The organism is Brucella sp. RRSP16, from assembly GCF_052246815.1.
Classification (GTDB): Bacteria; Pseudomonadota; Alphaproteobacteria; order Rhizobiales; family Rhizobiaceae; genus Brucella; species Brucella intermedia.
Genome location: NZ_JBQQAM010000003.1, coordinates 332,638 through 355,232 on the forward strand (window position 1 = coordinate 332,638; position 22,595 = coordinate 355,232).

Sequence of the window (22,595 nt, forward strand, 5' to 3'; positions counted from 1 at the left end):
AGCTATTCTGCCGGAACGGCGTGTGCTGACGGGGCCGTTGCATCTTCCACCGCCTTGTCGATGCGCTGGCCTTCGCGAGTGGGTTTGACCAGTGGCTCAGGCGTTACAGGCTTGTTGAACAGCAAATGCCGACCAGCCATTATGCCTTCCGAAGCCTGTACGTGGAGCCGGTCCTCGTCCCGCTGACGCACGTCTTCGCGAATTCCATAGGCTTGCGCTTCTGCCATGCCGAGCCCTTCGAGCGTGCGCTGGCCGAAAAGCAGACCGGACTCAAACGTTTCACGCAGTTCGTATTCCACGCCCTGGGCCCTTAATTGCAATGTATGTTCGCGATCATATGAACGGACGAACAGCCTTACGTCTGGATATTCCGACTGGATGAGATTGACGATGTGGTTGGTCGTTTCCCTTTTGTGGGTACAAACGGCGACGATCTTCGCCTTTCGGATTCCTGATGCTTCCAGCACGTCTTTGCGGGTGCCATCGCCGAAATAGATACGGAAACCGAATTTTCCGGCTGCGCGGACGCGATTGGGAGAACTGTCGATCACCGTTACGTCGATACCGCCAGCAAGCAGGATTTGAGCGGCGATCTGGCCATAACGCGAGAAACCGATCATCAGCACGTCGGAACCGGCGCCGTCAAAATTCTCCTCGATGACATCGACCGTCTTGTCCTTGATGAGCAGTTTCGAGCCGAGTGCGACAGAAAGCGGGGTGAGTGCCATGGAAACGGTAACCGCAGCCACAAGCTCTGAACCGAGAGCGCTGGAGATTATGCCTCCCGCAGTGGCCGCAGAGAAAAGTACGAACGCAAACTCGCCGCCTTGCGGAAGAAGAAAAGCGATCCGCACGGCATCGTTATGGCTGGACCGGAAGGCGCGGCATAGAAGGTAAATGATCCCAATCTTGGCTGCCATGAAGACGGGAACAGCAAGAAGGATAATTTTCCAGTATTGAAGGATTACCGAAAGGTTCAGGGACAGGCCGACTGCGACAAAGAACAAGCCAAGGAAAATTCCGCGAAATGGTTCGATGTCGGCTTCAAGTTCGTGCCGGTAGGATGATTCAGCCAGCAAGACCCCTGCAATGAATGCGCCCATGGCCATCGAAAGGCCAGCAGCCTGAAGCAGACTGGCGGACCCAAGGACCACAAAGAGCGCGGCGGCGATCATGACTTCACGAGCGCCGGTATTGGCGATGATGCGGAACATGGGATTGATGAGATAGCGTCCCGCAATCACCAGCGCTGCAATGGCTGCGATGGCAGTGGCGAGATGAAAACCCGCACTGGCCTGGGAAGGCTCGTTCGGGGACAACGCTGGAATGATTGCAAGAATTGGTACGATCGCCAGGTCCTGAAACAGCAGAATCGCAAAGGCGCGCTGCCCGTGTTTCTGGTTGGTTTCAGCCCGGTCCTCCAGCACTTGCATGGCAAATGCCGTGGAAGAGAGCGCGAGGCCGAAACCGATGATGATACCTGCTTCTGTGCTGAGGCCGGCAAAGTAGATGCCAAGGGCGGTAAGCGCGGCTCCGCAAAGCAGTACCTGCGCGCTCCCAAGGCCGAAAATCGAATGGCGGAGAGCCCAAAGCCTTGACGGCTTCAGCTCGAGACCGATGACAAAGAGCAGGAACACGACGCCGAGTTCGGAGAAATGCAGAAATTCCTCACCATCGGCGATAAGGCTTGCCACGGGGCCTATCGTAATGCCTGCCGCAAGATAGCCGAGGACCGTGCCAAGCCCTAATCGCTTGAACAGCGGTGCCGCGATAATCGCGCCGCCCAGAATCATCAGGCACTGTAGGTAGAGGTTTCCGCCAGTCGCAACCATGCCAAGCTCTTGGAATTTGGAGAAATGTGGGAGGACTTGCCTTGAAGCCCTTGGATTTCGTCAATATAGAAACAAGATATGGCTGTAATCAGCCCGATGTCGAACAATTTGACGATATTTTTTGACAAGTCCCGGTTTCGATCATGCCGCAGATTATGGTGCGTGGTTGAACCGCGAAGTGCTTGGGAAACTCGGATTATATAATGATTTCAGATAATTCGGCGGAAAAACTTGTCGATCGAGCCGCCGTGCTCGTGGCCGCTGCCAGGCGGGCAGGTGCCGATCACGCTGACGCAGTCGTGATGCGGGCGCGTTCTGTCAGCGTGTCGGTGAGACTTGGCAAGGTTGAGGGAACCGAATCGTCGGAGAGCGATGACTTCTCCTTGCGGGTTTTTGTAGGTCGCCGCATTGCCAGTGTTTCCGCGAATGCGAGTGCCGACCCTGACCGGCTCGCTGAGCGGGCTGTAGCCATGGCGCGTGTTGCACCGGAAGACCCCTATGAGCAACTCGCCGATCCGTCGCTGCTCGTGGTCTCGCCTCGCGATCTTGATCTTTTCGATTCAACGGAAATCGATACCGAACGTTTGACTCAGGATGCCCTTGCGACGGAAGAGGCGGCGCTTGCGGTCAAAGGTGTGTCGAATTCGGGCGGGGCTGGCGCTTCGCGCAGTCTGGGTGGACTGGTGCTCGTCACATCAACAGGTTTTTCGGGGCACTATGCGGCTACACGATTTGGCCGGTCGGTCTCTGCCATTGTTGGCGAGGGCACGAAAATGGAGCGCGATTACGATTTCAGTTCGCGGCTGCATTTTTCCGATCTGGATACGCCTAGCGAAATAGGCCGCCGCGCGGGAGAACGCGCTGTGCGGAGACTGGGTGCGCGTCAGGCAAAAACCGGTCCCGTCACAGTCGTTTATGATCCCCGACTTGCTCGTGGTATTGCCGGGCATCTTGCCAGCGCCATCAACGGCGCTTCGGTAGCGCGCAAGACCAGCTTTCTTCGTGACAGTCTCGGCAAACAGGTTCTCAAGTCCGGTATAAATGTTACCGATAATCCGCTGCGTGTGCGCGGTTCTTCCTCGCGTCCGTTCGACGGTGAGGGGATTGAAGGACAGCCGTTGACGATGGTCACAGACGGCGTTCTCAATCATTGGCTGCTTTCAGGATCGAGCGCCCGTGAACTTGGACTGCAAGGCAATGGCCGGGGCGTTCGTTCCGGCTCTGGTGTTTCGCCAGCATCCACCAATTTTGCGATAGAGCCCGGTTCGCAATCGCCGGAAGAGTTAATTCGTTCCGTCGGCACGGGCTTTTACGTAACGGAAGTGTTCGGGCAGGGCGTGGACATGATTACCGGCCAGTACAGCCGTGGCGCGTCGGGCTTCTGGATCGAAAATGGGGAACTTGCCTATCCTGTAAGCGAAGTGACGATTGCTTCGAACCTCAAGGACATGTTCCTCAATATGACGCCTGCGTCCGATATTGACAGGAACTTTGGAATGACGGCGCCGACACTCGTAATCGAAGGCATGACTCTTGCCGGAAATTGACAAGCACAACGACGTTTCTGGAGAACTGGCCCTGTTAAGAGATGCGGCCCGTGAAGCAGGCCGCATCGCGATGCGCTACTTTGGCAGGTCGCCGGAGGTTTGGCTGAAGGATGGTGTTTCGCCGGTAAGTGAAGCGGATCTTGCCGTTGACCGCTATTTGAAAGAGGTTCTTTTGAATGCGCGGCCGGATTATGGCTGGATATCGGAAGAAACTGTCGATGATCGGGCGGCGGCCAAACGCAGCCGTGCCTTTGTGGTCGATCCAATCGACGGCACACGTGCTTATATCGCCGGACAGGATCAATGGTGTGTGAGCATTGCCGTCATCGAAAATGGTCGTCCTTTGGCGGGTGTGCTCGAATGTCCGGCGCGAGCGGAATTCATCGAGGCGGGCAAAGGTGTCGGCGCTTCGCAGAACGGCGCTGCCATTCGTGTCAGATTACCATCGCCCGATGAACAGGTGACAATAGCATCAGCGCGTAACATGGTGACGGCACTTCCGGAAAGCTGGCGAGGCCGCGCAAAGGTTCATCCCTATGTTCCGTCTCTTGCTTACCGAATTGCAATGGTGGCGCGTGGAGATATAGCTGGCACCTTCATTCGGCCCAATTCGCATGATTGGGATCTGGCAGCAGCTGATCTGATCCTGGGTGAGTCGGGCGGGGCAATCCTGACAAGCGATGCCTTGCCGATCGCATATGGTGGCCCAACGCTGAGCCATGGCGCTCTCGTTGCCGCCAGCGGGAACCTTCTGCAAGAAATGTTGAGTGTTGTCGCGGGCTGACCCTTGGGTTAATCATGCCGCGAACCAAATTTGTTCAGGGATAATTGTCATGAGCGTCGAAGGCGACAAAAAGCAGCTTCTTCATCTGGTGTTTGGCGGCGAGCTGAAAAAGCTCGGTACCGTTGAATTCCGTGATCTTGAAAACCTCGATATCGTTGGCATCTACCCGGATTACGAATCGGCCAAGACCGCGTGGAAGTCCAAGGCCCAACAAACGGTAGATAATGCCCACATGCGCTATTTCATCGTGCACCTGCATCGGCTGCTCGATCCCGAAGGTGTGACATTGAAGGCGGATTGAGCAGCGGCCCATACCGGATGCACAGTGAAAACAGCTCAGGTCAGGCAACCGGACGGAAAAAACAGGGATTCGCGAAGCGCTTATGGCGGCGCATTCGCGGACCGCTGGCGCAGTCTGCCGTGGTCAGATCTGTGCTTGTGTCGCTGATCACCGCTTACTTCAAATTCGTCTATCTTACCAATTCGCGCCTGAAGGAATCTGCCGATCCGCAAGCACTCGTCGGCAAGGACGATCCATTCATCGTGACTTTCTGGCATGGGCAGCATCTTATGGGGCCGTTCATCTGTCCCCGGGGAATCGAATTGGTTGCCATGTTTTCGCGTAGCGCAGATGCGGAGCTGAATGCGCGTGTGGCGGAGAAGCTCGGATTGGTGACGGTGCGTGGGTCTGGCGGTCGCGGTTCGCGCTCAAAGCCTGAAAAGGGCGGGGCACGGGCACTCCTGACGCTGAAGAATGCTCTCAAGAAAGGGCAATCGGCGTCAATGATAGCAGATATCGCTCACGGTAAGGCGCGTGAGGCCGGAGAAGGTATCATTTTGTTGGCGAAATTATCCGGCCGTCCGATAATACCGGTTGCTTATGCCTTCTCGCGGAACCATGTTTTGGAAAAGTCGTGGGATAAGACGGCGATTCCGCTGCCCTTCGGGCGTTCGATTATCGTGCGCGGCGACAATGTATGGGTCGACGCGGATGCCGATGAAACGCAACTGGAAGAAAAACGCATGGAGCTAACGCGCCAACTCAACGACGCGACCGCCAAAGCCTATGCAGCGTTGGAGAAAGCGAAATGAGCGAACGCTGGGCGCGCAATATGTTGTCTGCCTACCGCGTACTCGGCTCCGCGGCCTATCCTTTCATGGGGCCTTACATCGCCTACCGCGCTTCTCGCGGCAAGGAAGAACGCATGCGTCGTGGCGAGCGCTACGGCAAATCCATTATCGCGCGTCCCCAGGGGCCAGTCATCTGGGCTCATGCGGCGAGCGTCGGGGAAACGGTTGCAATCACACCGTTGATTGAGCGGATCGCTGCAACGGGTATTCATATCGTTCTGACAACCGGCACGGTTACGTCGGCGAAAGTTGTTGCGGAACAATTGGGTAACAAGGTTATCCACCAATATGCACCGCTGGACCTGCAGCCTGCGGTCAACAGGTTTCTCAACCACTGGAAGCCCGATCTTGCGATTGGTTGTGAATCTGAAGTCTGGCCGGCAACAGTCCTTTCACTCGGCAGTCGCCATACGCCGCAGGTTCTGGTCAACGGGCGCATGTCTGATCGCTCTTTTGCCGCCTGGCAGAAAAGACCGGCCCTGGCAGAAGCGCTCTTTGAAAATTTCGCCTATGTGGTTGCACAATCGGAACTTGACGCAGATCGCTTCCGGGCGCTGGGTGCACGGCCTGTAAGCGTTTCAGGAAATCTGAAGGTGGATACGAATCCACCACCAGCCGATTTGCAGGCGCTGGCCGCATTGCAACGCCAGATCGCCGGACGGCGGACATGGTCTGCCATTTCGACCCATGATGGTGAAGAAGGGATTGCCGCCGAAGTCCACCAGATGCTGAAAGTCCGTTATCCGCATCTTGTCACGATCATCGTGCCCCGCCATCCGGATCGGGCTCCCGCCATTGAAGCCATGCTTGCTGAAAAAGGCCTGAAGGTTGCACGCAGGAGCGCTGGTGAGCCGATTGAAGCCGACACGGATATCCTTCTGGGTGACACGATCGGGGAGATGGGGCTTTATCTCCAGCTCACGGAGATAGCGTTCATTGGCAACTCCCTGACCAAGGAAGGCGGGCATAATCCGCTGGAACCAGCAATGATGGGGACCGCCGTACTGACAGGGCGGAATGTCCAGAACTTCCGGGAATCCTTCCAGCGTCTCATCAAGAATGGCGGTGCGCGCATTGTGAAGGATCGCAACATGCTGGCAGGGGCGATCAACTTCCTGTTCAACAATCCCCAGCATCTGCGTGGCATGATCAATGCCGGTGTGAATACGGTGAAAGACATGCGCGGTGCCCTGGACCGTACGCTCGTAGCACTTGAGCCTTTCATCCAACCATTGATCCTGCAGGCACAACTGCCCGGCAATCGCAATGAGGCTGCATATCAGTCGGGCGGTCACTGACCATGGCGAGTGAGGCGCCGCCTTTCTGGTGGGAAAAGCCTGATTGGCGTGCGATGTCTCTGGCGCCTGCTGCTCTGCTTTATGGAGCGGTGGCCGGGCGTCGGCTTTTGAAGGCGGATCCGCCGCGAATTTCCCTGCCCGTACTTTGCATTGGCAATTTCACGGTGGGGGGAGCTGGAAAAACCCCGACCGCCATCGCCTTTGCCAATGGCGCAAAAGCGCGGGGTTTGCGCCCCGGTATCGTCTCGCGGGGATATGGCGGCGCTTACAGGGGATTGCACGTTGTCGATGCCGAACATGACAGTGCGCGCTACGTTGGGGACGAGCCGCTGCTATTGGCGCGCCATGCCTCGGTAGCTCTCTGTCCTGATCGGCTGAAGGGAGCGCGACATCTGCAGACGCTCGGCTGCGATTTCATCATCATGGATGACGGTTTTCAGAGCGCTCGGCTTTTTGCCGATTTTTCGCTGCTGGTGGTGGATGCGGCACGCGGCATTGGTAACGGGAAAGTCATACCGGCGGGCCCGTTGAGGGCTCCGCTGACCGACCAGATGCGCAAGACGGATGCCTTGCTGCGCATCGGCAAGGGCGACGGCGCCGACTTCGTGATCCGTCAGGCAGCGCGGGCGGGCCGGCCCATATATGAAGCGCGTCTTGAGCCTTCGTCTACAGCACCGGTCGCGGATAATCGCTGGCTTGCATTTGCCGGCATCGGGAACCCTGAAAAATTCTACGCAAGTGTTGCTGAAGCAGGCGGTGAGATTGTGGAAACGCGCTCATTTCCTGATCATCACAGTTTCGAAGCGGATGATATCCGCAACCTGACAGATGCTGCCCGCCGCCAAGGCCTGGGTCTCATCACCACGGCGAAGGATCAGGTGCGCCTGGCAACGATGGCTGGAGTCCCCGCCGGATTTCTGGAAAAACTTGCTGTCCTCGACGTCGACCTTAAATTTGATCGCAAGGATGCTCTCGGCCGTATTCTGGATACGGTCACAGAGCGCTTCAAAAGCCGCGCGACGAGCTAGTTTTAAGCCTTCCTGCGGCTGCGCAGCTCGGGATTGACTTCCAACTCCCGTTCAAAAGAAATCAGCCCCGTTGCATAAGGCTCCTGCCGGGCCACGCTCCAATATTTCAGTTCATCGAGCGGAATATGCGTGCCGGTCACTGCACATGCCACATAGGCACCGTGCCGGACGATCTCGTAGTCACCGTCGAGATAGCGCAGAACAGCTTCGGAGGAACGGGGCGATTCAAATTTATTCATGTGTCTAAAACCTTTGTAACGGACTCTAGCAAGCGTCGCGCGTTGCGTCCAGCAGTACCGCATTTTGCTCTGTCGTAATTCTGTCAGCGCCTGCCGAAAAGCCGTTCGATATCGGTCAGCTTCAGTTCGATATAGGTCGGACGACCGTGGTTGCAGGTGCCTGAGCCGGGGGTAGCTTCCATTTCGCGCAGAAGCGCATTCATTTCTTCAGGCTTCAACCGCCGTCCAGAGCGCACGGAGCCATGACAGGCCATCGTCGCAGCCACATGGTTCAACATTGCTTTCAGCCCATCGGAAGTGTCGTGCTCCGCAATCTCGTCCGACAGATCGCGGATCAATTGCTGCACATTCATTTCTCCGAGCATGGCTGGCGTTTCACGCACGGCGATAGCGCCCGGCCCGAATTGCTCGATCCCGAGGCCGAAGCGAGCAAGCGTTTCCGCGTGTGTTGCCAGCCGTTCGGCGTCCTCCTCCGGAAGGTCGACGATTTCAGGAATAAGCAGCATCTGTCCCGGTATCGGGCGGGAATGCAATGCGTTTTTCAAGGCTTCGTAAACAAGGCGTTCGTGTGCAGCATGCTGGTCCACGATGACGAGACTGTCTTCCGTCTGAGACACGATGTAGTTGGCGTGGATTTGTGCGCGGGCTGCTCCCAGTGGTTTCTGCTGTAGTTCCGCTGGCGCTTCGTGAACTGTTGCACGGGCATCCGCCGCGAGCACATCGACGGCTGCAAGCGTCGCCTGCTCGCTCTCCTGAAAAGATGGTGAGGTTGCGAAATCGAGTGGCCTATGGGCTGGATGCGCAGTCTGCGGAGACCATTCCGTCCGCGGGGCGGGAGGTGCAGGACGCCAGCCGCCGGCGTAACCTGTAGAAGAAGAACGCGGGGCAAAGGAGGACGGTGAGGGCTGCAACCCTTCGGCGCGGAAGGCTTGCAGCATGGCATCGGCGCCGCTCGTCGCGGGCCTTATGCCCGATTGCGCCAGTGCCTGCTTGATCGCGCCGACGATCAGCCCGCGCACGAGACCCGGATCACGGAAACGCACGTCGGCCTTGGCAGGATGCACGTTGACGTCGACCAGTGCGGGATCCAGCGTCAGGAACAATACGGCAACCGGATGGCGATCCCGCGCCATCACGTCTGCATAGGCTCCGCGCAATGCACCGAAAAGCTGCTTGTCACGCACCGGGCGACCGTTCACATAGGCGAATTGATGCAGGGCATTGCCGCGATTGTGAGAGGGAATGCCGACGAAACCCGCCAGCCGCACACCGTCGCGCTCGGCATCTATGGCAAGCGCGTTTTCGCCGAACTCTTTTCCCAGTACCTGATTGATCCGCTCAAGCGTTGCTTCCGCGCCGCTGCCCGTTGCCGCAAGCTCCAGCGGCGTCCTGTCGCTGCCGGCAAGGGAAAAGCGGATATGCGGAAAGGCAATCGCGGTGCGTTTGATGACATCGGTTATGGCGGAAGCTTCCGCGCGGTCAGTCTTCATGAATTTGAGGCGGGCTGGCGTCGCATAAAAAAGATCGCGCACCTCGGCGATCGTTCCGCGATTGAGCGCTGAGGGGCGGGGCCCATCCAGATGCCCGCCGGAAACAGAAACTTCGAAGCCGGAGTCGGCGTCTTGCGGACGGGATTTGAGCACCAGCTTGGCTACCGAGCCGATGGATGGAAGAGCCTCGCCACGAAATCCCAGAGCGCGGATGTCATGCACATCGTCGGAAAGCTTGGAGGTGCAGTGGCGGGAAACTGCCAAGGGAAGTTCGTCAACGGGAATGCCGGACCCATTGTCCGTTACCCGCAACAAGGTCTTGCCGCCGCCCCCCGTTACGACCTCGATGCGGGTCGCGCCGGCGTCGATGGCGTTTTCGACAAGTTCCTTGATGACGCTGGCGGGGCGCTCGATGACTTCACCCGCCGCGATCTGGTTGATGATGGTTTCGCTTAAGTGTCGAATGGGCATGGGCGGACTATAGAAGGATTCGCTTCCGTAAAGAACACGCTTCTATCGCCCGCCTGGACTCGCTTCTGCACATCGGGAGGAATTTCCAAAATGCGCCTGCCAGCGTCATCCCGATAGCCAGCTTATTCCTTAGCGTAATCCTTGTGGGCGGGCAGGTTCAAATCCTTGAGGCTATCCGCATTGATAACTGCACGGGCCACGGCTTCTGCCATCACGGTTGCTGCAATCGCGCCTATTGCTGTTACGTCGGCCTCCACCCCCTTCGCCTTGCCTGTGGAAAGAGCGAAGATCGTGTCACCGTCCCACATCGTGTGGATCGGGTTGATCGTGCGCGCAAAGCCGTCATGCGCCATACCTGCGATTTTTTTAAGCTGCGCTTTATCGAACGGGACATTGGTTGCTATCGCACCGATCGTTGTGTTCGCGCCACCCGATTTGACCACGCCGTGGCCCTGCATGATGGCTGACATCGTATCACGGAATCCCTTGCCGTCCTCGGTACGCGCGCCGGCCAGTATCCGGCGTGAGTTAGGGGCATAAACGTCACCGACAGCATTGACGGCAACAATGGCGCCGACCACGATTTCGGTGCCAGGGACCTTGTAGCTCGCGGTGCCGAGCCCGCCCTTCATGGCATAGTCCATGCCGAACATCTTGCCGACAGTTGCTCCCGCACCCGCGCCGATATTGCCTTCGCCCGATGGTTCCGCCTTGGCTGCCTTGCAGGCAAGATAGCCGTCTTCCTCTCCGGGGCGGACAGAAAAATCGCCGACCCCGAGGTCCATCAGGATTGCCGCGGGTACAATCGGAACAACGCCCTTGCCGATCTTGAAACCGAGATTGTTCTCTTCGAGATATCGCATCACCCCGGTGGCGGCTGCCAGACCATAGGCGCTGCCGCCGGATAGTAGGATAGCCTGAACCTGCTGCACATAATTGATCGGATCGAGCAGATCGGTTTCCCGCGTACCGGGTGCGGAACCGCGCACATCGACCCCGGCAGAAGCGCCTTCCTCGCAAAGCAGAACCGTGCAGCCGGTCGGGCGCTTTGTCAGCGTCTGATGACCCAGCTTGATTCCGGGCACATCCGTAATACTTCCACCCATGAGTTCCAGCACGCTTTCTCCTCCCTTGTTGGCAGCGGACGCTACATTGACGACAAGGGGCATTGCTCCAAGTCCTGCAAGCGACATGGCAAATCTTCTGCGATCCATGAACAGTTTTCTCCTCCATTTTCACTCTGTTGTGAGTGCATATTCTTTTGTGTGCCGAGCGTCGCGGACATCGTTCTTATGGTTGCTATGCGATGTTTCACATAGTTTTGGGCCGCGGATAAAGGCGAATTCGCTGGCGGATATTTTTCATTTTGCCTGCAAATCTGCGTCTCCCGGATTCGATGAGCGAAGATTTATCACCCAAATCCTTATCGGTAACTGAAACTTGTCTGCAAAAGGCTTCCCATTTGGTCATAACCGTGTTACCAGCCGGTGCCAATTCAACCTAGCAAATCAGACTCGTCGCTGCTCCCGGACCTATTCCGGAGAGGCGGCTTTTCTCATTCGATAAAACCGGCAAAGGAATTGGCAATGGCTAAAATCGTGGAATCGCCCACTGGCGCGCTCGCTCTCACATTCGACGATGTGCTGCTTCAGCCGGGCCATTCCGAAGTAATGCCGGGGCAGGTCGATCTGCGCACGCGCATCGCCAAGGACATCGAGCTTAATCTTCCTCTTCTTTCGGCGGCCATGGACACCGTAACGGAGTCCCGTCTGGCCATCGCAATGGCACAGGCCGGGGGCATTGGGGTCATCCACCGCAATCTGACGCCGGAGCGTCAGGCGGAGGAAGTCCGCCAGGTGAAGAAATTCGAGTCCGGCATGGTTGTGAACCCGGTTACCATCGGACCGGATGCTACTCTGGCCGATGCGCAGGCATTGATGAAGGCGCACGGAATTTCCGGCATTCCGGTTGTCGAGAATGCAACCAAGGGGCCCGGACGTCTTGTCGGCATCCTGACCAATCGCGACGTGCGTTTTGCTTCCGATCCGAAGCAGAAAATCCACGAACTGATGACCCGCGAAAACCTGATTACGGTCCGTGAGAATGTCAATCAGGACGAAGCAAAGCGCCTCCTGCACGCGCATCGCATTGAAAAGCTTCTTGTCGTTGACGATCAGGGACGTTGCGTCGGTCTGGTGACGGTCAAGGATATCGAAAAGTCGCAGCTCAATCCCAACGCCGCGAAGGATGCGCAAGGTCGCCTGCGCGCCGCTGCTGCAACAAGCGTCGGTGAAGACGGATACGAACGCGCTGAGCGCCTGATCGAAGCGGGAGTGGATCTTCTGGTCGTAGATACGGCACATGGCCATTCGCAGCGCGTTCTGGATGCCGTGGCGCGCATCAAGAAAGCCTATCCCAATGTCGCAATTCTTGCAGGCAATGTGGCAACCACTGCCGGTACCAAGGCGCTGATTGATGCCGGAGCGGATGCGGTCAAGGTTGGTATCGGGCCGGGCTCCATCTGCACCACGCGCATCGTTGCGGGCGTCGGCGTTCCGCAGCTTTCAGCCATCATGTCAGCGGTCGAGGCGGCGCAGAAGCAAAATATCCCGGTGATCGCAGACGGTGGCATCAAGTTCTCGGGTGATTTTGCCAAGGCTCTGGCCGCCGGTGCAGTAGCCGCGATGGCAGGCTCGCTGCTGGCCGGGACCGAGGAAAGCCCCGGCGAAGTCTATCTGCATCAGGGCCGCTCGTTCAAAGCCTATCGCGGCATGGGCTCGGTCGGAGCCATGGCGCGTGGTTCGGCTGATCGTTATTTCCAGGCGGAAGTGCGCGATGAACTGAAACTTGTACCGGAAGGTATCGAAGGACAGGTTGCCTACAAGGGTCCGATTTCCGCGGTTCTTCACCAGCTTGCTGGTGGACTGCGCGCTTCCATGGGTTATGTGGGTGCGAAGACGCTGGAAGAATTCCGCGAAAAGGCAACCTTTGTGCGCATTTCCAATGCCGGTTTGAGGGAAAGTCATTCGCATGGCGTTGCGATTACCCGGGAAAGCCCGAATTATCCGGGCGGTATGTAATATCATATCGCATTGGTAAAAGGAAAAAGGCGGCGCGGTTGCGCCGCCTTTTCCATTTTTCAGTTCGTCACTGTCTTCAGCTTCTTGATCTCAGCTCTGATTTCGTCAAACGGGCCAACTTTATGCGTTTGCACGGGCAGGTCGTCGGCATAAGGGCCGTAGCCAGCATCCACCGGCTTTTCCAACCGGTTCGGGAAGTCTTTATCCAGGTCCGCTTTCGCCGGACGCGGCTTGGACTGGAAGAAAGCAGCGATGTCCCAGGCGTCTTCCGGCTCCAGCTGTGGCTCCTCCAGCGATACGCCGTTCGGCATGTTGGCGTGAATGAAATTCGCGGCTGAGATCAGCCTGTTCATGCCGGCGCCATTGTTGAAGCTATCCGGGCCCCAAAGCGGTGGAAATTCATAACCCTTTGCATCGCCAACGACGCCAACACGCTTGCCCTGGCCATCCGCTCCATGACAGGCGGCGCAAGTTTCGGCGTAGAGTTTCTCGCCATGTACCGGATCCGCCGCGCGCTTCAATTCAGGCATTTTTCCGGAGCCGCGCCCCTTCGTGTTTTCACCGACAATCGTGCCAGCAGATACATATTTGATGTATGCGACCATCGCCTTCATCTCGGCAGAGTCGATAGGGAGCGCTTTGCCGTTCAGGCTTCGGGTCATGCAGCCATTGACGCGATCCTCAATCGTGCCCACTTGCCCTTCACGGGAACGATATTGTGGGAAGTCCCCGTAGACGCCAACCAGTGGTAATCCATACTTCTTGGTTCCCGCTTCCAGATGGCAGCTCTGGCAGGAAAGATTGTTGCCTGCAAAACGTTTGGTTTCATCGGCTACTTCCGGGCCTATATGCGCATAAGTCGCAATAATCAGATCGCGGCCCTGGTGCACAACGCGTCCCCACGCGTCATCAGGCAATGTATCTGGATCCGGTATGTTCCAAGCCGCTTCTTCAGTCTCTGTGGCTTTTACGGGCGCGCTTTGCGTGTTTGCAGCAGTCGCCGCTTTCTGCGGCGCAGTCGCCGTACTCTTGGCGACACTATTGCTGGTACGCGGCGGTGCAGACGATCGCGAACTGCCGCTCGTCGCCGCGAAATATCCCAGGCTAAGGCAAAAGACCACGCCATAGGCCGTCAAATCAGACCACCTCATCATCCCCTCCAGGCAATACGTTTCAGAATCAAAACGTTGGGTGGCTAGGCTTCGAAGCTTAATGCAGCCTTAAGAGTGCAAAGGTCTTACGAGCCGAGGGTGATGAGATCGTCCGGGGTCACTTTCAATTTTTGTGCGCTTTCGACGATACAGTCGGCGAGGGCGTTGAAATCCTTTCGACGCATGCTCTGCCGCCGCCAGAAGAGCGCAATCTCCCGCTTCGGCTGTTCGCCGTCAAACGGGACAATACGCATATGATTGCTGCGTGCTTCGGCCCGCACTGCGATTTCCGGGATGAGTGTAAGGCCCATGCCATGGCTCACCATTTGTAAAAGGGTGGTCATGCTGGTGGCGCCATATTTTACCAGCTGGCGCTGCGAAGGTAGCGAGCAAACGGCAAGCGCCTGATCCCGCATGCAATGTCCTTCCTCTAACAGGAGCAGACGATCGAGTGCGACATTGTCCTGTGTCATCGGCGAAGCGAGAACAGTTTGATCGTTGGTGGAGGTCGCGATCAGAAAGCGATCATCGAAGAGCTTCCTTTGGGTAAGTCGCTCGTCGTCAATTGGAAGAGCGGCAACAATCGCATCGATATCGCCTGCATGCAGTTCATCCAGTAGTCTGCCGGTCACGCTTTCTCGTAATTGAAGGCGGAACGACGGATGTCGTTCGCGCAGAAGCGGAATCAGAACCGGGACTAGATAGGGGGCCACTGTGGGAATTATGCCCAGCCGCAACCGTGTCTGCAGAAGCCCCCGGCTCTGCGCTGCAATTTCCTCAAGGGAGTGGAGCTCGCGCAAAACCGTCTGGATGCCCGGATAAAGTTGCTTGCCGAGCTCTGTCATTATCACTTGCCGCTGCGAGCGTTCGAAGAGCGGCGCACCTGCAAGAGCTTCCATTTCCGCTATTTGAGCCGAAAGGGCCGGTTGCGACACGTGGGCCAGTTCGGCCGCCTTGCGAAAATGCAGTGTGGTGGCGAGCGCATCGAAATAGCGCATCTGACGTACTGTAAACATGATAGGAAAAACTTATCGGAAATAATCGGAAAAGCAATTGGAGATTATGATTGGAATAGGTCTAATCTACGCCCGTTAACTAGCCCCGGTGTGACGCGGACAGGCCTTGTCATGTTTCTCGGAAGCTGGTCGTATTCTAATATTGGCTTTTCAGGAGGAATTCCCATGGCAGATCGCCCGATAATGACGACGAGCGCAGGTGCTCCGATACCGGACAACCAGAATTCCCTGAGCGCAGGCGAGCGCGGCCCGCTTTTGATGCAGGATTACCAGCTCATTGAAAAACTGAGCCATCAAAATCGCGAACGTATCCCGGAACGTGCGGTCCATGCCAAGGGTTGGGGTGCTTATGGTACACTGACCATCACCGGCGACATTTCAAAATATACTAAGGCCAAGGCTCTCCAGCCGGGTGCTCAGACGCCGATGCTGGCGCGTTTTTCCACCGTTGCCGGCGAACTTGGAGCCGCCGACGCTGAGCGCGACGTGCGCGGCTTTGCCCTGAAGTTCTACACCGAGGAAGGCAACTGGGATCTGGTCGGCAACAACACGCCTGTGTTTTTCGTGCGCGATCCGGTCAAGTTCCCGGATTTCATTCATACCCAGAAGCGTCACCCCAAGACAAACCTGCGTTCAGCGACAGCCATGTGGGACTTCTGGTCGCTCTCGCCGGAAAGCCTGCATCAGGTAACGATCCTGATGTCGGATCGCGGCTTGCCTACGGACGTCCGTCACATCAACGGATACGGCTCTCACACCTATTCGTTCTGGAACGATGCCGGTGAGCGCTATTGGGTCAAGTTCCATTTCAAAACCGTGCAGGGGCACAGGCACTGGACCAATGCGGAAGCCGAGACTGTGATTGGCCGCACGCGTGAATCCACGCAGGAAGACCTCTTCACTTCCATTGATAAGGGCGATTATCCGAAGTGGAAGGTTCAGGTGCAGATCATGCCGGAACTCGATGCCGACAAGACGCCCTACAACCCGTTCGACCTCACCAAGGTCTGGCCGCATGCCGACTATCCGCCGATCGACATCGGCATCATGGAGTTGAACCGCAATCCGGAAAACTATTTCACCGAGATTGAGAACGCAGCGTTCTCGCCGTCGAATATCGTGCCGGGCATTGGCTACTCGCCTGACAAGATGCTTCAGGCTCGTATCTTCTCCTATGCGGATGCTCATCGCCACCGGCTGGGCACGCATTACGAAAGCATTCCCGTCAACCAGCCGAAATGCCCGGTCCATCATTATCACCGCGACGGCCAGATGAATGTCTATGGCGGTATCAAGACCGGCAATCCGGATGCTTATTACGAGCCGAATTCCTTCAACGGCCCAGTAGAGCAGCCAGCTGCCAAGGAGCCGCCGCTGCGTATTTCCGGCGATGCCGCCCGTTACGACCACCGTATCGGAAATGACGACTATTCGCAGCCACGTGCTCTGTTCAATCTGTTCGATGACGGTCAGAAGCAGCGCCTGTTCTCCAACATTGCTGCGGCTATGGCGGGAGTGCCAGGGTTCATCGTTGAGCGCCAGCTTGGTCATTTCAAGCTGGTCCATCCCGATTATGAAGCCGGGGTGCGCAAAGCGCTTAAGGATGCTCATGGCTATGAAGCCAACACGATTGCATTGAGCGAAGAGGCAACAGCGGCAGAATAAGCTGTCATTGTAAGCGTGAAAAAGCCGAAGCTCGCCGCTTCGGCTTTTTTGTTTTGATTTGCCGATTGCCTTTTCCCTGCAAGGAAGGCTATGCCCGAGCAGGCATTCGAGAAGGAGACACAATGCGGCTTGGCGGACGCCTGCAGGCGGCTATCGAGGTATTGGATCAGATCGAAGCGGGCACGCGCCCGGCTTCTGATGTGCTGAAGGATTGGGGCGCTTCCCATCGTTTCGCAGGCGCAGGCGACCGCGCTGTGATCGGCAATATCGTCTATGACGCGCTGCGCCGCAAACTGTCCATTGCGTGGCGAATGGATGCCGATGACGCGCGCGCGCTCGCATTCGGCGCCTTGCTGGCCGATGGCGGCATGGATATCGCGGCCATCGATACGGTCCTCGATGGCGACAAGTTCGCGCCTGAAACGCTGGAACAGCCGCGCCGTGTTGCCTGGGAAAGCCGGGATATAGCCGAAGCGCCCTCGCACGTCCAAGCAGACATACCGGAATGGTGTGCCTCCTCGTTTGAGGAGCTTTTTGGTCCGCGCTGGGTGGACGAGGGCAGGGCACTGGCAACGCGGCCACCCGTCGATCTGCGTGTAAACAGTTTGAAGGCCAAGCCTGAGCAAACGCTTGCGGCATTGGAAAAGGCCGGCGCTGCACCGGTCCCATTCCTTGCACAAGCCTTGCGCATACCGCCGATCGAAGCGCTTGGTCGCCATCCGAATGTACAGGGCGAGCAGGCCTTTCTCGACGGCTGGTTCGAGGTGCAGGACCTCGGATCACAGCTTGCCGCGCTTTTTGCCGGCGCGAAACCCGGTCAGCAGGTACTGGATTACTGTGCCGGGGCCGGGGGCAAGACTTTGGCTCTGGCGGCAGCGATGCAAAACAGCGGTCAAATTCACGCCTACGACGCCGAACGGGCGCGGCTTTCACCCATGCACGAACGACTGCAGCGTGCAGGGGTTCGCAATACACAGGTGCATGGAAATCTCGACGCGCTCGACCCGCTCACAGGGCAGATGGATCTGGTGCTGACCGATGCGCCCTGCACCGGCTCCGGCACATGGCGCCGCCGTCCCGATGCAAAATGGCGGCTGAACGAGCAGCAGCTTGAGCGGCGCGTTCAGGATCAGAGGGAAGTGCTGGAATCGGCCAAGCACTATGTGAAGCAGGGAGGACGGCTTGCTTATGTCACCTGCTCGCTCTTTGCTGAAGAAAATACCCGGCAAGTGGCGCAGTTTCTTCGCGATAATGCTGAGTTTACGGAAGTCGCCCCGCAGCCTTTGTGGGACGCAGTTGTTGCAGATGCCGATGACACCAAGCCGGTATTCCCTAAGCACGGCGCGGTATTTTCGCCATTGTCTACTGACACTGACGGTTTTTATGTGAGCATTCTGCAAAGGTCGAACTAGAGCATTCCCGGCAAAAGTGCGAAGCGGTTTGGGCCGGACAATGTGTAAAAGCAAACGAATGGAACGGGGAACCGAGCCGATGTCAGCACACCGTGTAGCGGAACCGGATTTCAAGGAACGCGTGGAGGAAAGTTTCGGGCGGCAGGCTGCGATGAAGCTGATTGGTGCTGAGCTGGCACGGTGTGAGCCCGGTATTGTCGAAATCGAGATGCCGTTCCGGGAAGAACTGACGCAACAGCACGGCATTCTCCACGCAGGCATGATTTCGGCTGCGCTCGATTCCGCCTGTGGCTACGCGGCACTTACGCTGATGCCGTCCGATGCGGCGGTGCTGACCATTGAATTCAAGGTGAATCTGCTTGCTCCGGGCAAGGGCGAACGCTTTCTGTTCCGTGGCGAGGTGACCAAACCCGGTCGGACGATCATGGTCAGCGATGGCCAGGCATTTGCCGTCACCGACACGGAAGTGCGTCTCATCGCGACGATGACCGGGACCATGATGGTAGTGCAGGATAGAAAAGGCTTGCAGGGATGATAAAGACCGTCGCCGGAAAGCACCTGCTCTACGTTATGGCAGCGGATGCCGAATATGGACGGCACCTGGCGAAGCTCTTCACGCCGGTCATGATCGGGGTAGGGCCAGTCGAAGCGGCGGCCAATCTCGCATATGCTCTCGGCAGCTTGATTCACGCAGGCAAAAAGCCCGACCTCGTGGTCTCCCTGGGTTCGGCGGGATCAGCCAAATTAGCCCAGGCGGAAGTATTTCAGGTATCTTCCGTATCTTATCGCGATATGGATGCCTCCCCGCTTGGATTTGAAAAGGGGGCGACACCCTTTCTTGATCTCCCCACGGTGGTTGAACTTTCGATCTGCGTGCCCGAAATCCCTGCTGCATCGCTTTCAACCGGCGCAAACATTATTTCTGGCGATATTTATTCGGCAATTGATGCAGATATGGTCGATATGGAGACTTACGCCTGCCTGCGAGCCTGCCAACTCGCAAGTGTCCCTCTTTTCGGGCTTAGAGGTATCTCCGATGGCGCAAGCGAGTTGCAGCATGTCGGCGACTGGACGCAGTATCTGCACGTTATAGATGAAAAACTGGCCGATGCGGTCGAGCGACTGGAAGCTGCGATTGCGGATGGCCTCATCTCCTCCTGACAATGGTGTGTCAGTATAAGCCCCTTTTTCGCAACACACTTGTTGAGCATCTCGTCCATACCCCATATAGGCATTGCATCCCGGCCACTTTTTAAATAGATGCTGCACATGAGTATTACGGCACATCCCGACACAATCCTTATCATCGACTTTGGCAGCCAGGTCACGCAGCTGATTGCGCGTCGCGTGCGCGAGGCCAATGTCTATTGTGAAATCGTTCCTTTCCAGTCTGCTGAAGAGGCATTCAAACGGCTGAAGCCGAAAGGCGTCATCCTTTCAGGAAGCCCGCATTCGACGACCGACATCGGCTCGCCACGTGCGCCGCAGGCGGTTTTCGAGGCAGGTATTCCGGTTCTTGGCATCTGCTACGGCGAGCAGACCATCTGCGCCCAGCTGGGCGGCAAGGTGGAAAGCGGTCATGACCGCGAATTTGGTCGTGCCTTCCTGGATGTGCAGGAAGACAGCCCGCTTTTCGAAGGCATCTGGGCCAAGGGCACCCGTCACCAGGTTTGGATGAGCCACGGCGATCGCGTAACGTCGCTGCCGGATGGTTTCACAATCATCGGTACCTCGCCGAACGCACCTTTTGCAGCCATCGCCGATGAAAAGCGCAGATATTACGGCGTGCAGTTCCATCCGGAAGTTGTGCATACGCCGGATGGCGCCAAGCTGTTGCAGAATTTCGTTCATCGTATCGTCGGCGTGAAGCCGGGCTGGACGATGGGCGCATACCGCGAAAAGGCTGTCGAAGCGATCCGTAAGCAAGTCGGCAGCGGCAAGGTCATCTGCGCGCTTTCCGGTGGCGTGGATTCCTCTGTTGCAGCCCTTCTGGCCCACGAAGCCATTGGTGATCAGCTCACCTGCATTCTCGTCGACCACGGCCTGATGCGTAAGAACGAGGCGCAGCAGGTCGTTGAAATGTTCCGCGAACATTACAATCTGCCGCTGATCCTCGTGGATGCTTCCGACCGTTTCATCGGCGAACTGGAAGGCGAAACCGATCCGGAAAAGAAGCGCAAGACGATTGGACGCCTCTTCATCGAAGTATTCGAAGAAGAAGCCAAGAAGCTCGGCGGCGCAGATTTCCTGGTGCAGGGCACGCTCTATCCTGACGTTATCGAAAGCGTTTCCTTTACCGGCGGACCTTCGGTCACGATCAAGTCGCACCACAATGTCGGCGGTCTGCCCGAGCGCATGAAGATGCAGTTGGTTGAGCCGCTGCGCGAACTGTTCAAGGATGAAGTGCGCCTGCTCGGCAAGGAACTCGGCCTGCCGGACAGCTTTATCGGTCGTCACCCGTTCCCGGGACCGGGCCTCGCGATCCGCTGCCCCGGCGGCATCACGCGCGAAAAGCTGGAAATTCTGCGTGAAGCGGATGCGATCTATCTGGACGAAATCCGCAAGGCTGGCCTCTACGATGCCATCTGGCAGGCCTTCGCTGTTTTGCTACCGGTTCAGACCGTCGGAGTGATGGGCGATGGCCGTACCTACGAATTCGTTTGCGCGCTGCGCGCCGTGACTTCCGTAGACGGCATGACCGCTGATTTCTATCACTACGACATGAACTTCCTCGGCAATGCAGCAACCCGCATCATCAACGAAGTGCGTGGTATCAACCGCGTCGTCTACGACGTGACGTCAAAGCCGCCAGGCACGATTGAGTGGGAATGATTTAGGCCCGTCCGGACACGGCCGGCTGTACGCTATATCCCTTTATAAATCAGTGGAAACAATCATATAGTTTCCACTGTCTATCGTAGAGCAGCCTCCCGCTCGATGGTATGTTGCCTCTCGTGACAGTGGCCGGTCTTGAGTTGGCCCGCCGGTAGAGAGCCGTTCAGTGCACAGGCGGTCACATTCCAACTGAACTCCGATGACAACTCCGGCGATTCTGGGGCAGTGATGCGGATGGCGGCGAGCAACGTCACCGCAGGGATGCCGTCTCAACTCGCGGCCTGCTTCTATGACGTCCGCTCCGTGCGGGATGGCGTTTGGGCATGTAGTGTTCGGCTTGAGATTGGTTCAGCCGGTTGTGGACCTGGTGCCAGTGATCGGCTGGATCGACGCCGATGACTTCCGTCGTGTCGGTGCACATATACACTGCACCCGTGGTCCTATTGAGCCGCTAGGGGATATCCCCCCCGGAACGAAGGCGGCGTCATTGCTGCAAAATCCACGTGACATGCCAGCGGCCAGTAAGGGTGTCCGGCGAATTTGGCGGCTACGCTATTCGGCCCGGATATAGAGCCCTATCGATCGCGACCGTTGCTCGATCCAATAGGGGTCGTGCGAAGCAAAATAGGCTGAACCGTCACAGTATCGTCTGTTCCCGTTCGAGGTGTTTAAATCAATATTGGCAAAGCCGCCCCGTCAGGCAATCAGATTCCCGTCTGAAAGATCAAATCTCGCACTCTATTTCATTGCCGGAGCTGAACGCCATTCCTCATCAGGATAGATCAACTCGCAACAGCCATACCCTTCAATGTTCTTCAGTTCAGCCGAATTGCTGCTGCAGGCCGATTGCAGGCGGTTTCCGCTCCTTCGTTGACCATCTGGTTGCAGTTCTTCGTGAGTGAATCAAAGATTTGGAGCATGATACGAGAAGAGATCAAACCTTTTGGAACTTAATCTCTTGAGAAGCTCCTATTTTCTCATTCATAAGTTGCATATATTATAATATTATTATAATTTATCTATCACTAATATTATGCAATTAGTTGGTGTATATTTACTAAAGAAGAATCGTTAGTTATTCTCCGGTAACACCCGCGTGATATATCTTGGTTCGATTCTTCGTTCCACTGTGGCCGTGGTGCGCTTTTGATTTGAGATTTTATCACGAAAAGGTTTTGGGGGAGGTGGAAGACTGGCGGGGTAAAGGACAATCGGAGAACGCAGCCTGGCTGCATTGATTGCGCCATGCCGATCTCGCCCGGTTTCATTTCCATCCGGGTCGCATCCTTTCGTTGTTCCGGTCGCCGGCAAGATGACCATGGCAAAGCGCGCATATGCGTTTGCGGAGCGAAGCGCCTGGATATGGCAGGTGATGGGGTTGCGAAGCGTGCGGTTGGGGTAACTCCCACAACGCGCATCTGGCGATGGCGGCAGACGAATTAGCCCTTTGCGGGTTCGGCATACATACACAGTGATTTTTGAAGATGCGTTTGGAAGAAAAAATGATTGATCGATCGAAACAGACAGCAATGCCGGCCCCTTCAAGTGCAGCCCTTCGCTTTAAACGCAGTCTGCGCGCAGGCGCTTGCAAGCTGGCGGTGCCCGTCAGTGGCGCT

At 57.0% G+C, this 22,595-nt stretch carries 18 protein-coding genes; 12 read left to right on the forward strand and 6 right to left on the reverse strand.

Annotation, left to right across the window (positions count from 1 at the left end; all coding sequences use genetic code 11):
* Nucleotides 1–2 precede the first annotated feature (2 nt).
* A complete protein-coding gene (locus tag ACS5UA_RS07070; RefSeq protein ID WP_241084050.1) occupies nucleotides 3–1,832 on the reverse strand; it encodes a monovalent cation:proton antiporter-2 (CPA2) family protein in 1,830 nt (609 codons plus the stop codon).
* Between the two features lie 203 nt (nucleotides 1,833–2,035).
* Here ACS5UA_RS07070 and ACS5UA_RS07075 point away from each other — a divergent pair, with 203 nt between their 5' ends.
* The 6 genes from ACS5UA_RS07075 to lpxK are packed head-to-tail and all read left to right on the forward strand — an operon-like array spanning nucleotide 2,036 to nucleotide 7,620.
* Nucleotides 2,036–3,379, forward strand: coding sequence for a TldD/PmbA family protein (locus ACS5UA_RS07075; protein ID WP_273771154.1), 1,344 nt, complete (start codon nucleotides 2,036–2,038; stop codon nucleotides 3,377–3,379).
* Complete coding sequence (locus ACS5UA_RS07080) at nucleotides 3,366–4,163, forward strand: 3'(2'),5'-bisphosphate nucleotidase CysQ (RefSeq protein ID WP_241084048.1); 798 nt, start codon at nucleotides 3,366–3,368, stop codon at nucleotides 4,161–4,163. Before ACS5UA_RS07075 ends, ACS5UA_RS07080 begins: the two co-directional genes overlap by 14 nt.
* A gap of 49 nt (nucleotides 4,164–4,212) precedes the next feature.
* Nucleotides 4,213–4,464, forward strand: coding sequence for a DUF4170 domain-containing protein (locus ACS5UA_RS07085; protein WP_006472753.1), 252 nt, complete (start codon nucleotides 4,213–4,215; stop codon nucleotides 4,462–4,464).
* 17 nt (nucleotides 4,465–4,481) lie between these two features.
* Complete coding sequence (locus tag ACS5UA_RS07090; protein ID WP_241084146.1) at nucleotides 4,482–5,255, forward strand: lysophospholipid acyltransferase family protein; 774 nt, start codon at nucleotides 4,482–4,484, stop codon at nucleotides 5,253–5,255.
* Complete coding sequence (waaA, locus tag ACS5UA_RS07095) at nucleotides 5,252–6,592, forward strand: lipid IV(A) 3-deoxy-D-manno-octulosonic acid transferase (RefSeq protein WP_241084047.1); 1,341 nt, start codon at nucleotides 5,252–5,254, stop codon at nucleotides 6,590–6,592. The genes ACS5UA_RS07090 and waaA overlap by 4 nt, the downstream gene beginning before the upstream one ends.
* 2 nt (nucleotides 6,593–6,594) lie before the next feature.
* Nucleotides 6,595–7,620 carry a tetraacyldisaccharide 4'-kinase gene (gene lpxK, locus ACS5UA_RS07100; RefSeq protein WP_241084046.1) on the forward strand — a complete coding sequence of 342 codons (1,026 nt, stop codon included), beginning with the start codon at nucleotides 6,595–6,597 and terminating at the stop codon, nucleotides 7,618–7,620.
* A 2-nt stretch (nucleotides 7,621–7,622) separates the two neighbouring features.
* Here lpxK and ACS5UA_RS07105 read toward each other — a convergent pair whose 3' ends face one another.
* The 3 genes from ACS5UA_RS07105 to ACS5UA_RS07115 form a co-directional block, all read right to left on the reverse strand.
* On the reverse strand, nucleotides 7,623–7,859 hold the full coding sequence (locus ACS5UA_RS07105; protein ID WP_113475304.1) for a DUF2093 domain-containing protein: 237 nt from the start codon (nucleotides 7,857–7,859) through the stop codon (nucleotides 7,623–7,625).
* An 83-nt stretch (nucleotides 7,860–7,942) separates the two neighbouring features.
* Nucleotides 7,943–9,820, reverse strand: a complete 1,878-nt coding sequence (gene mutL, locus ACS5UA_RS07110; protein WP_241084045.1) for a DNA mismatch repair endonuclease MutL — start codon at nucleotides 9,818–9,820, stop codon at nucleotides 7,943–7,945.
* Nucleotides 9,821–9,942: 122 nt separating this feature from the next.
* The gene (locus ACS5UA_RS07115; protein ID WP_241084044.1) at nucleotides 9,943–11,034 is read right to left on the reverse strand and encodes a P1 family peptidase; all 1,092 of its coding nucleotides are present in this window, start codon (nucleotides 11,032–11,034) and stop codon (nucleotides 9,943–9,945) included.
* Between the two features lie 372 nt (nucleotides 11,035–11,406).
* On the opposite strand from ACS5UA_RS07115, the gene guaB reads away from it, so the two are divergent.
* Entirely contained in the window at nucleotides 11,407–12,900 is a 1,494-nt protein-coding gene (gene guaB, locus ACS5UA_RS07120; protein WP_100650605.1) for an IMP dehydrogenase, read from the forward strand.
* Between the two features lie 59 nt (nucleotides 12,901–12,959).
* On the opposite strand, the gene ACS5UA_RS07125 is transcribed toward guaB, so the two are convergent.
* The gene (locus tag ACS5UA_RS07125) at nucleotides 12,960–14,051 is read right to left on the reverse strand and encodes a c-type cytochrome (RefSeq protein ID WP_443101238.1); all 1,092 of its coding nucleotides are present in this window, start codon (nucleotides 14,049–14,051) and stop codon (nucleotides 12,960–12,962) included.
* An 86-nt stretch (nucleotides 14,052–14,137) separates the two neighbouring features.
* Nucleotides 14,138–15,067 carry a hydrogen peroxide-inducible genes activator gene (locus ACS5UA_RS07130; protein ID WP_241084042.1) on the reverse strand — a complete coding sequence of 310 codons (930 nt, stop codon included), beginning with the start codon at nucleotides 15,065–15,067 and terminating at the stop codon, nucleotides 14,138–14,140.
* A 165-nt stretch (nucleotides 15,068–15,232) separates the two neighbouring features.
* On the opposite strand from ACS5UA_RS07130, the gene katA reads away from it, so the two are divergent.
* The 5 genes from katA (at nucleotide 15,233) to guaA (ending at nucleotide 20,976) form a co-directional block, all read left to right on the forward strand.
* Nucleotides 15,233–16,732: a catalase KatA gene (gene katA / locus ACS5UA_RS07135; RefSeq protein ID WP_100650609.1), complete on the forward strand. Its 1,500-nt coding sequence runs from the start codon at nucleotides 15,233–15,235 to the stop codon at nucleotides 16,730–16,732.
* Between the two features lie 122 nt (nucleotides 16,733–16,854).
* Nucleotides 16,855–18,144, forward strand: a complete 1,290-nt coding sequence (locus ACS5UA_RS07140; protein ID WP_241084041.1) for an RsmB/NOP family class I SAM-dependent RNA methyltransferase — start codon at nucleotides 16,855–16,857, stop codon at nucleotides 18,142–18,144.
* A gap of 79 nt (nucleotides 18,145–18,223) precedes the next feature.
* Nucleotides 18,224–18,679 (forward strand): PaaI family thioesterase, encoded by a 456-nt coding sequence (locus tag ACS5UA_RS07145; protein WP_100650611.1) that lies wholly within the window; start codon nucleotides 18,224–18,226, stop codon nucleotides 18,677–18,679.
* Complete coding sequence (locus tag ACS5UA_RS07150) at nucleotides 18,676–19,305, forward strand: 5'-methylthioadenosine/S-adenosylhomocysteine nucleosidase (RefSeq protein WP_241084040.1); 630 nt, start codon at nucleotides 18,676–18,678, stop codon at nucleotides 19,303–19,305. Before ACS5UA_RS07145 ends, ACS5UA_RS07150 begins: the two co-directional genes overlap by 4 nt.
* A gap of 108 nt (nucleotides 19,306–19,413) precedes the next feature.
* The gene (gene guaA / locus ACS5UA_RS07155) at nucleotides 19,414–20,976 is read left to right on the forward strand and encodes a glutamine-hydrolyzing GMP synthase (protein WP_241084039.1); all 1,563 of its coding nucleotides are present in this window, start codon (nucleotides 19,414–19,416) and stop codon (nucleotides 20,974–20,976) included.
* Nucleotides 20,977–22,595 lie beyond the last annotated feature (1,619 nt).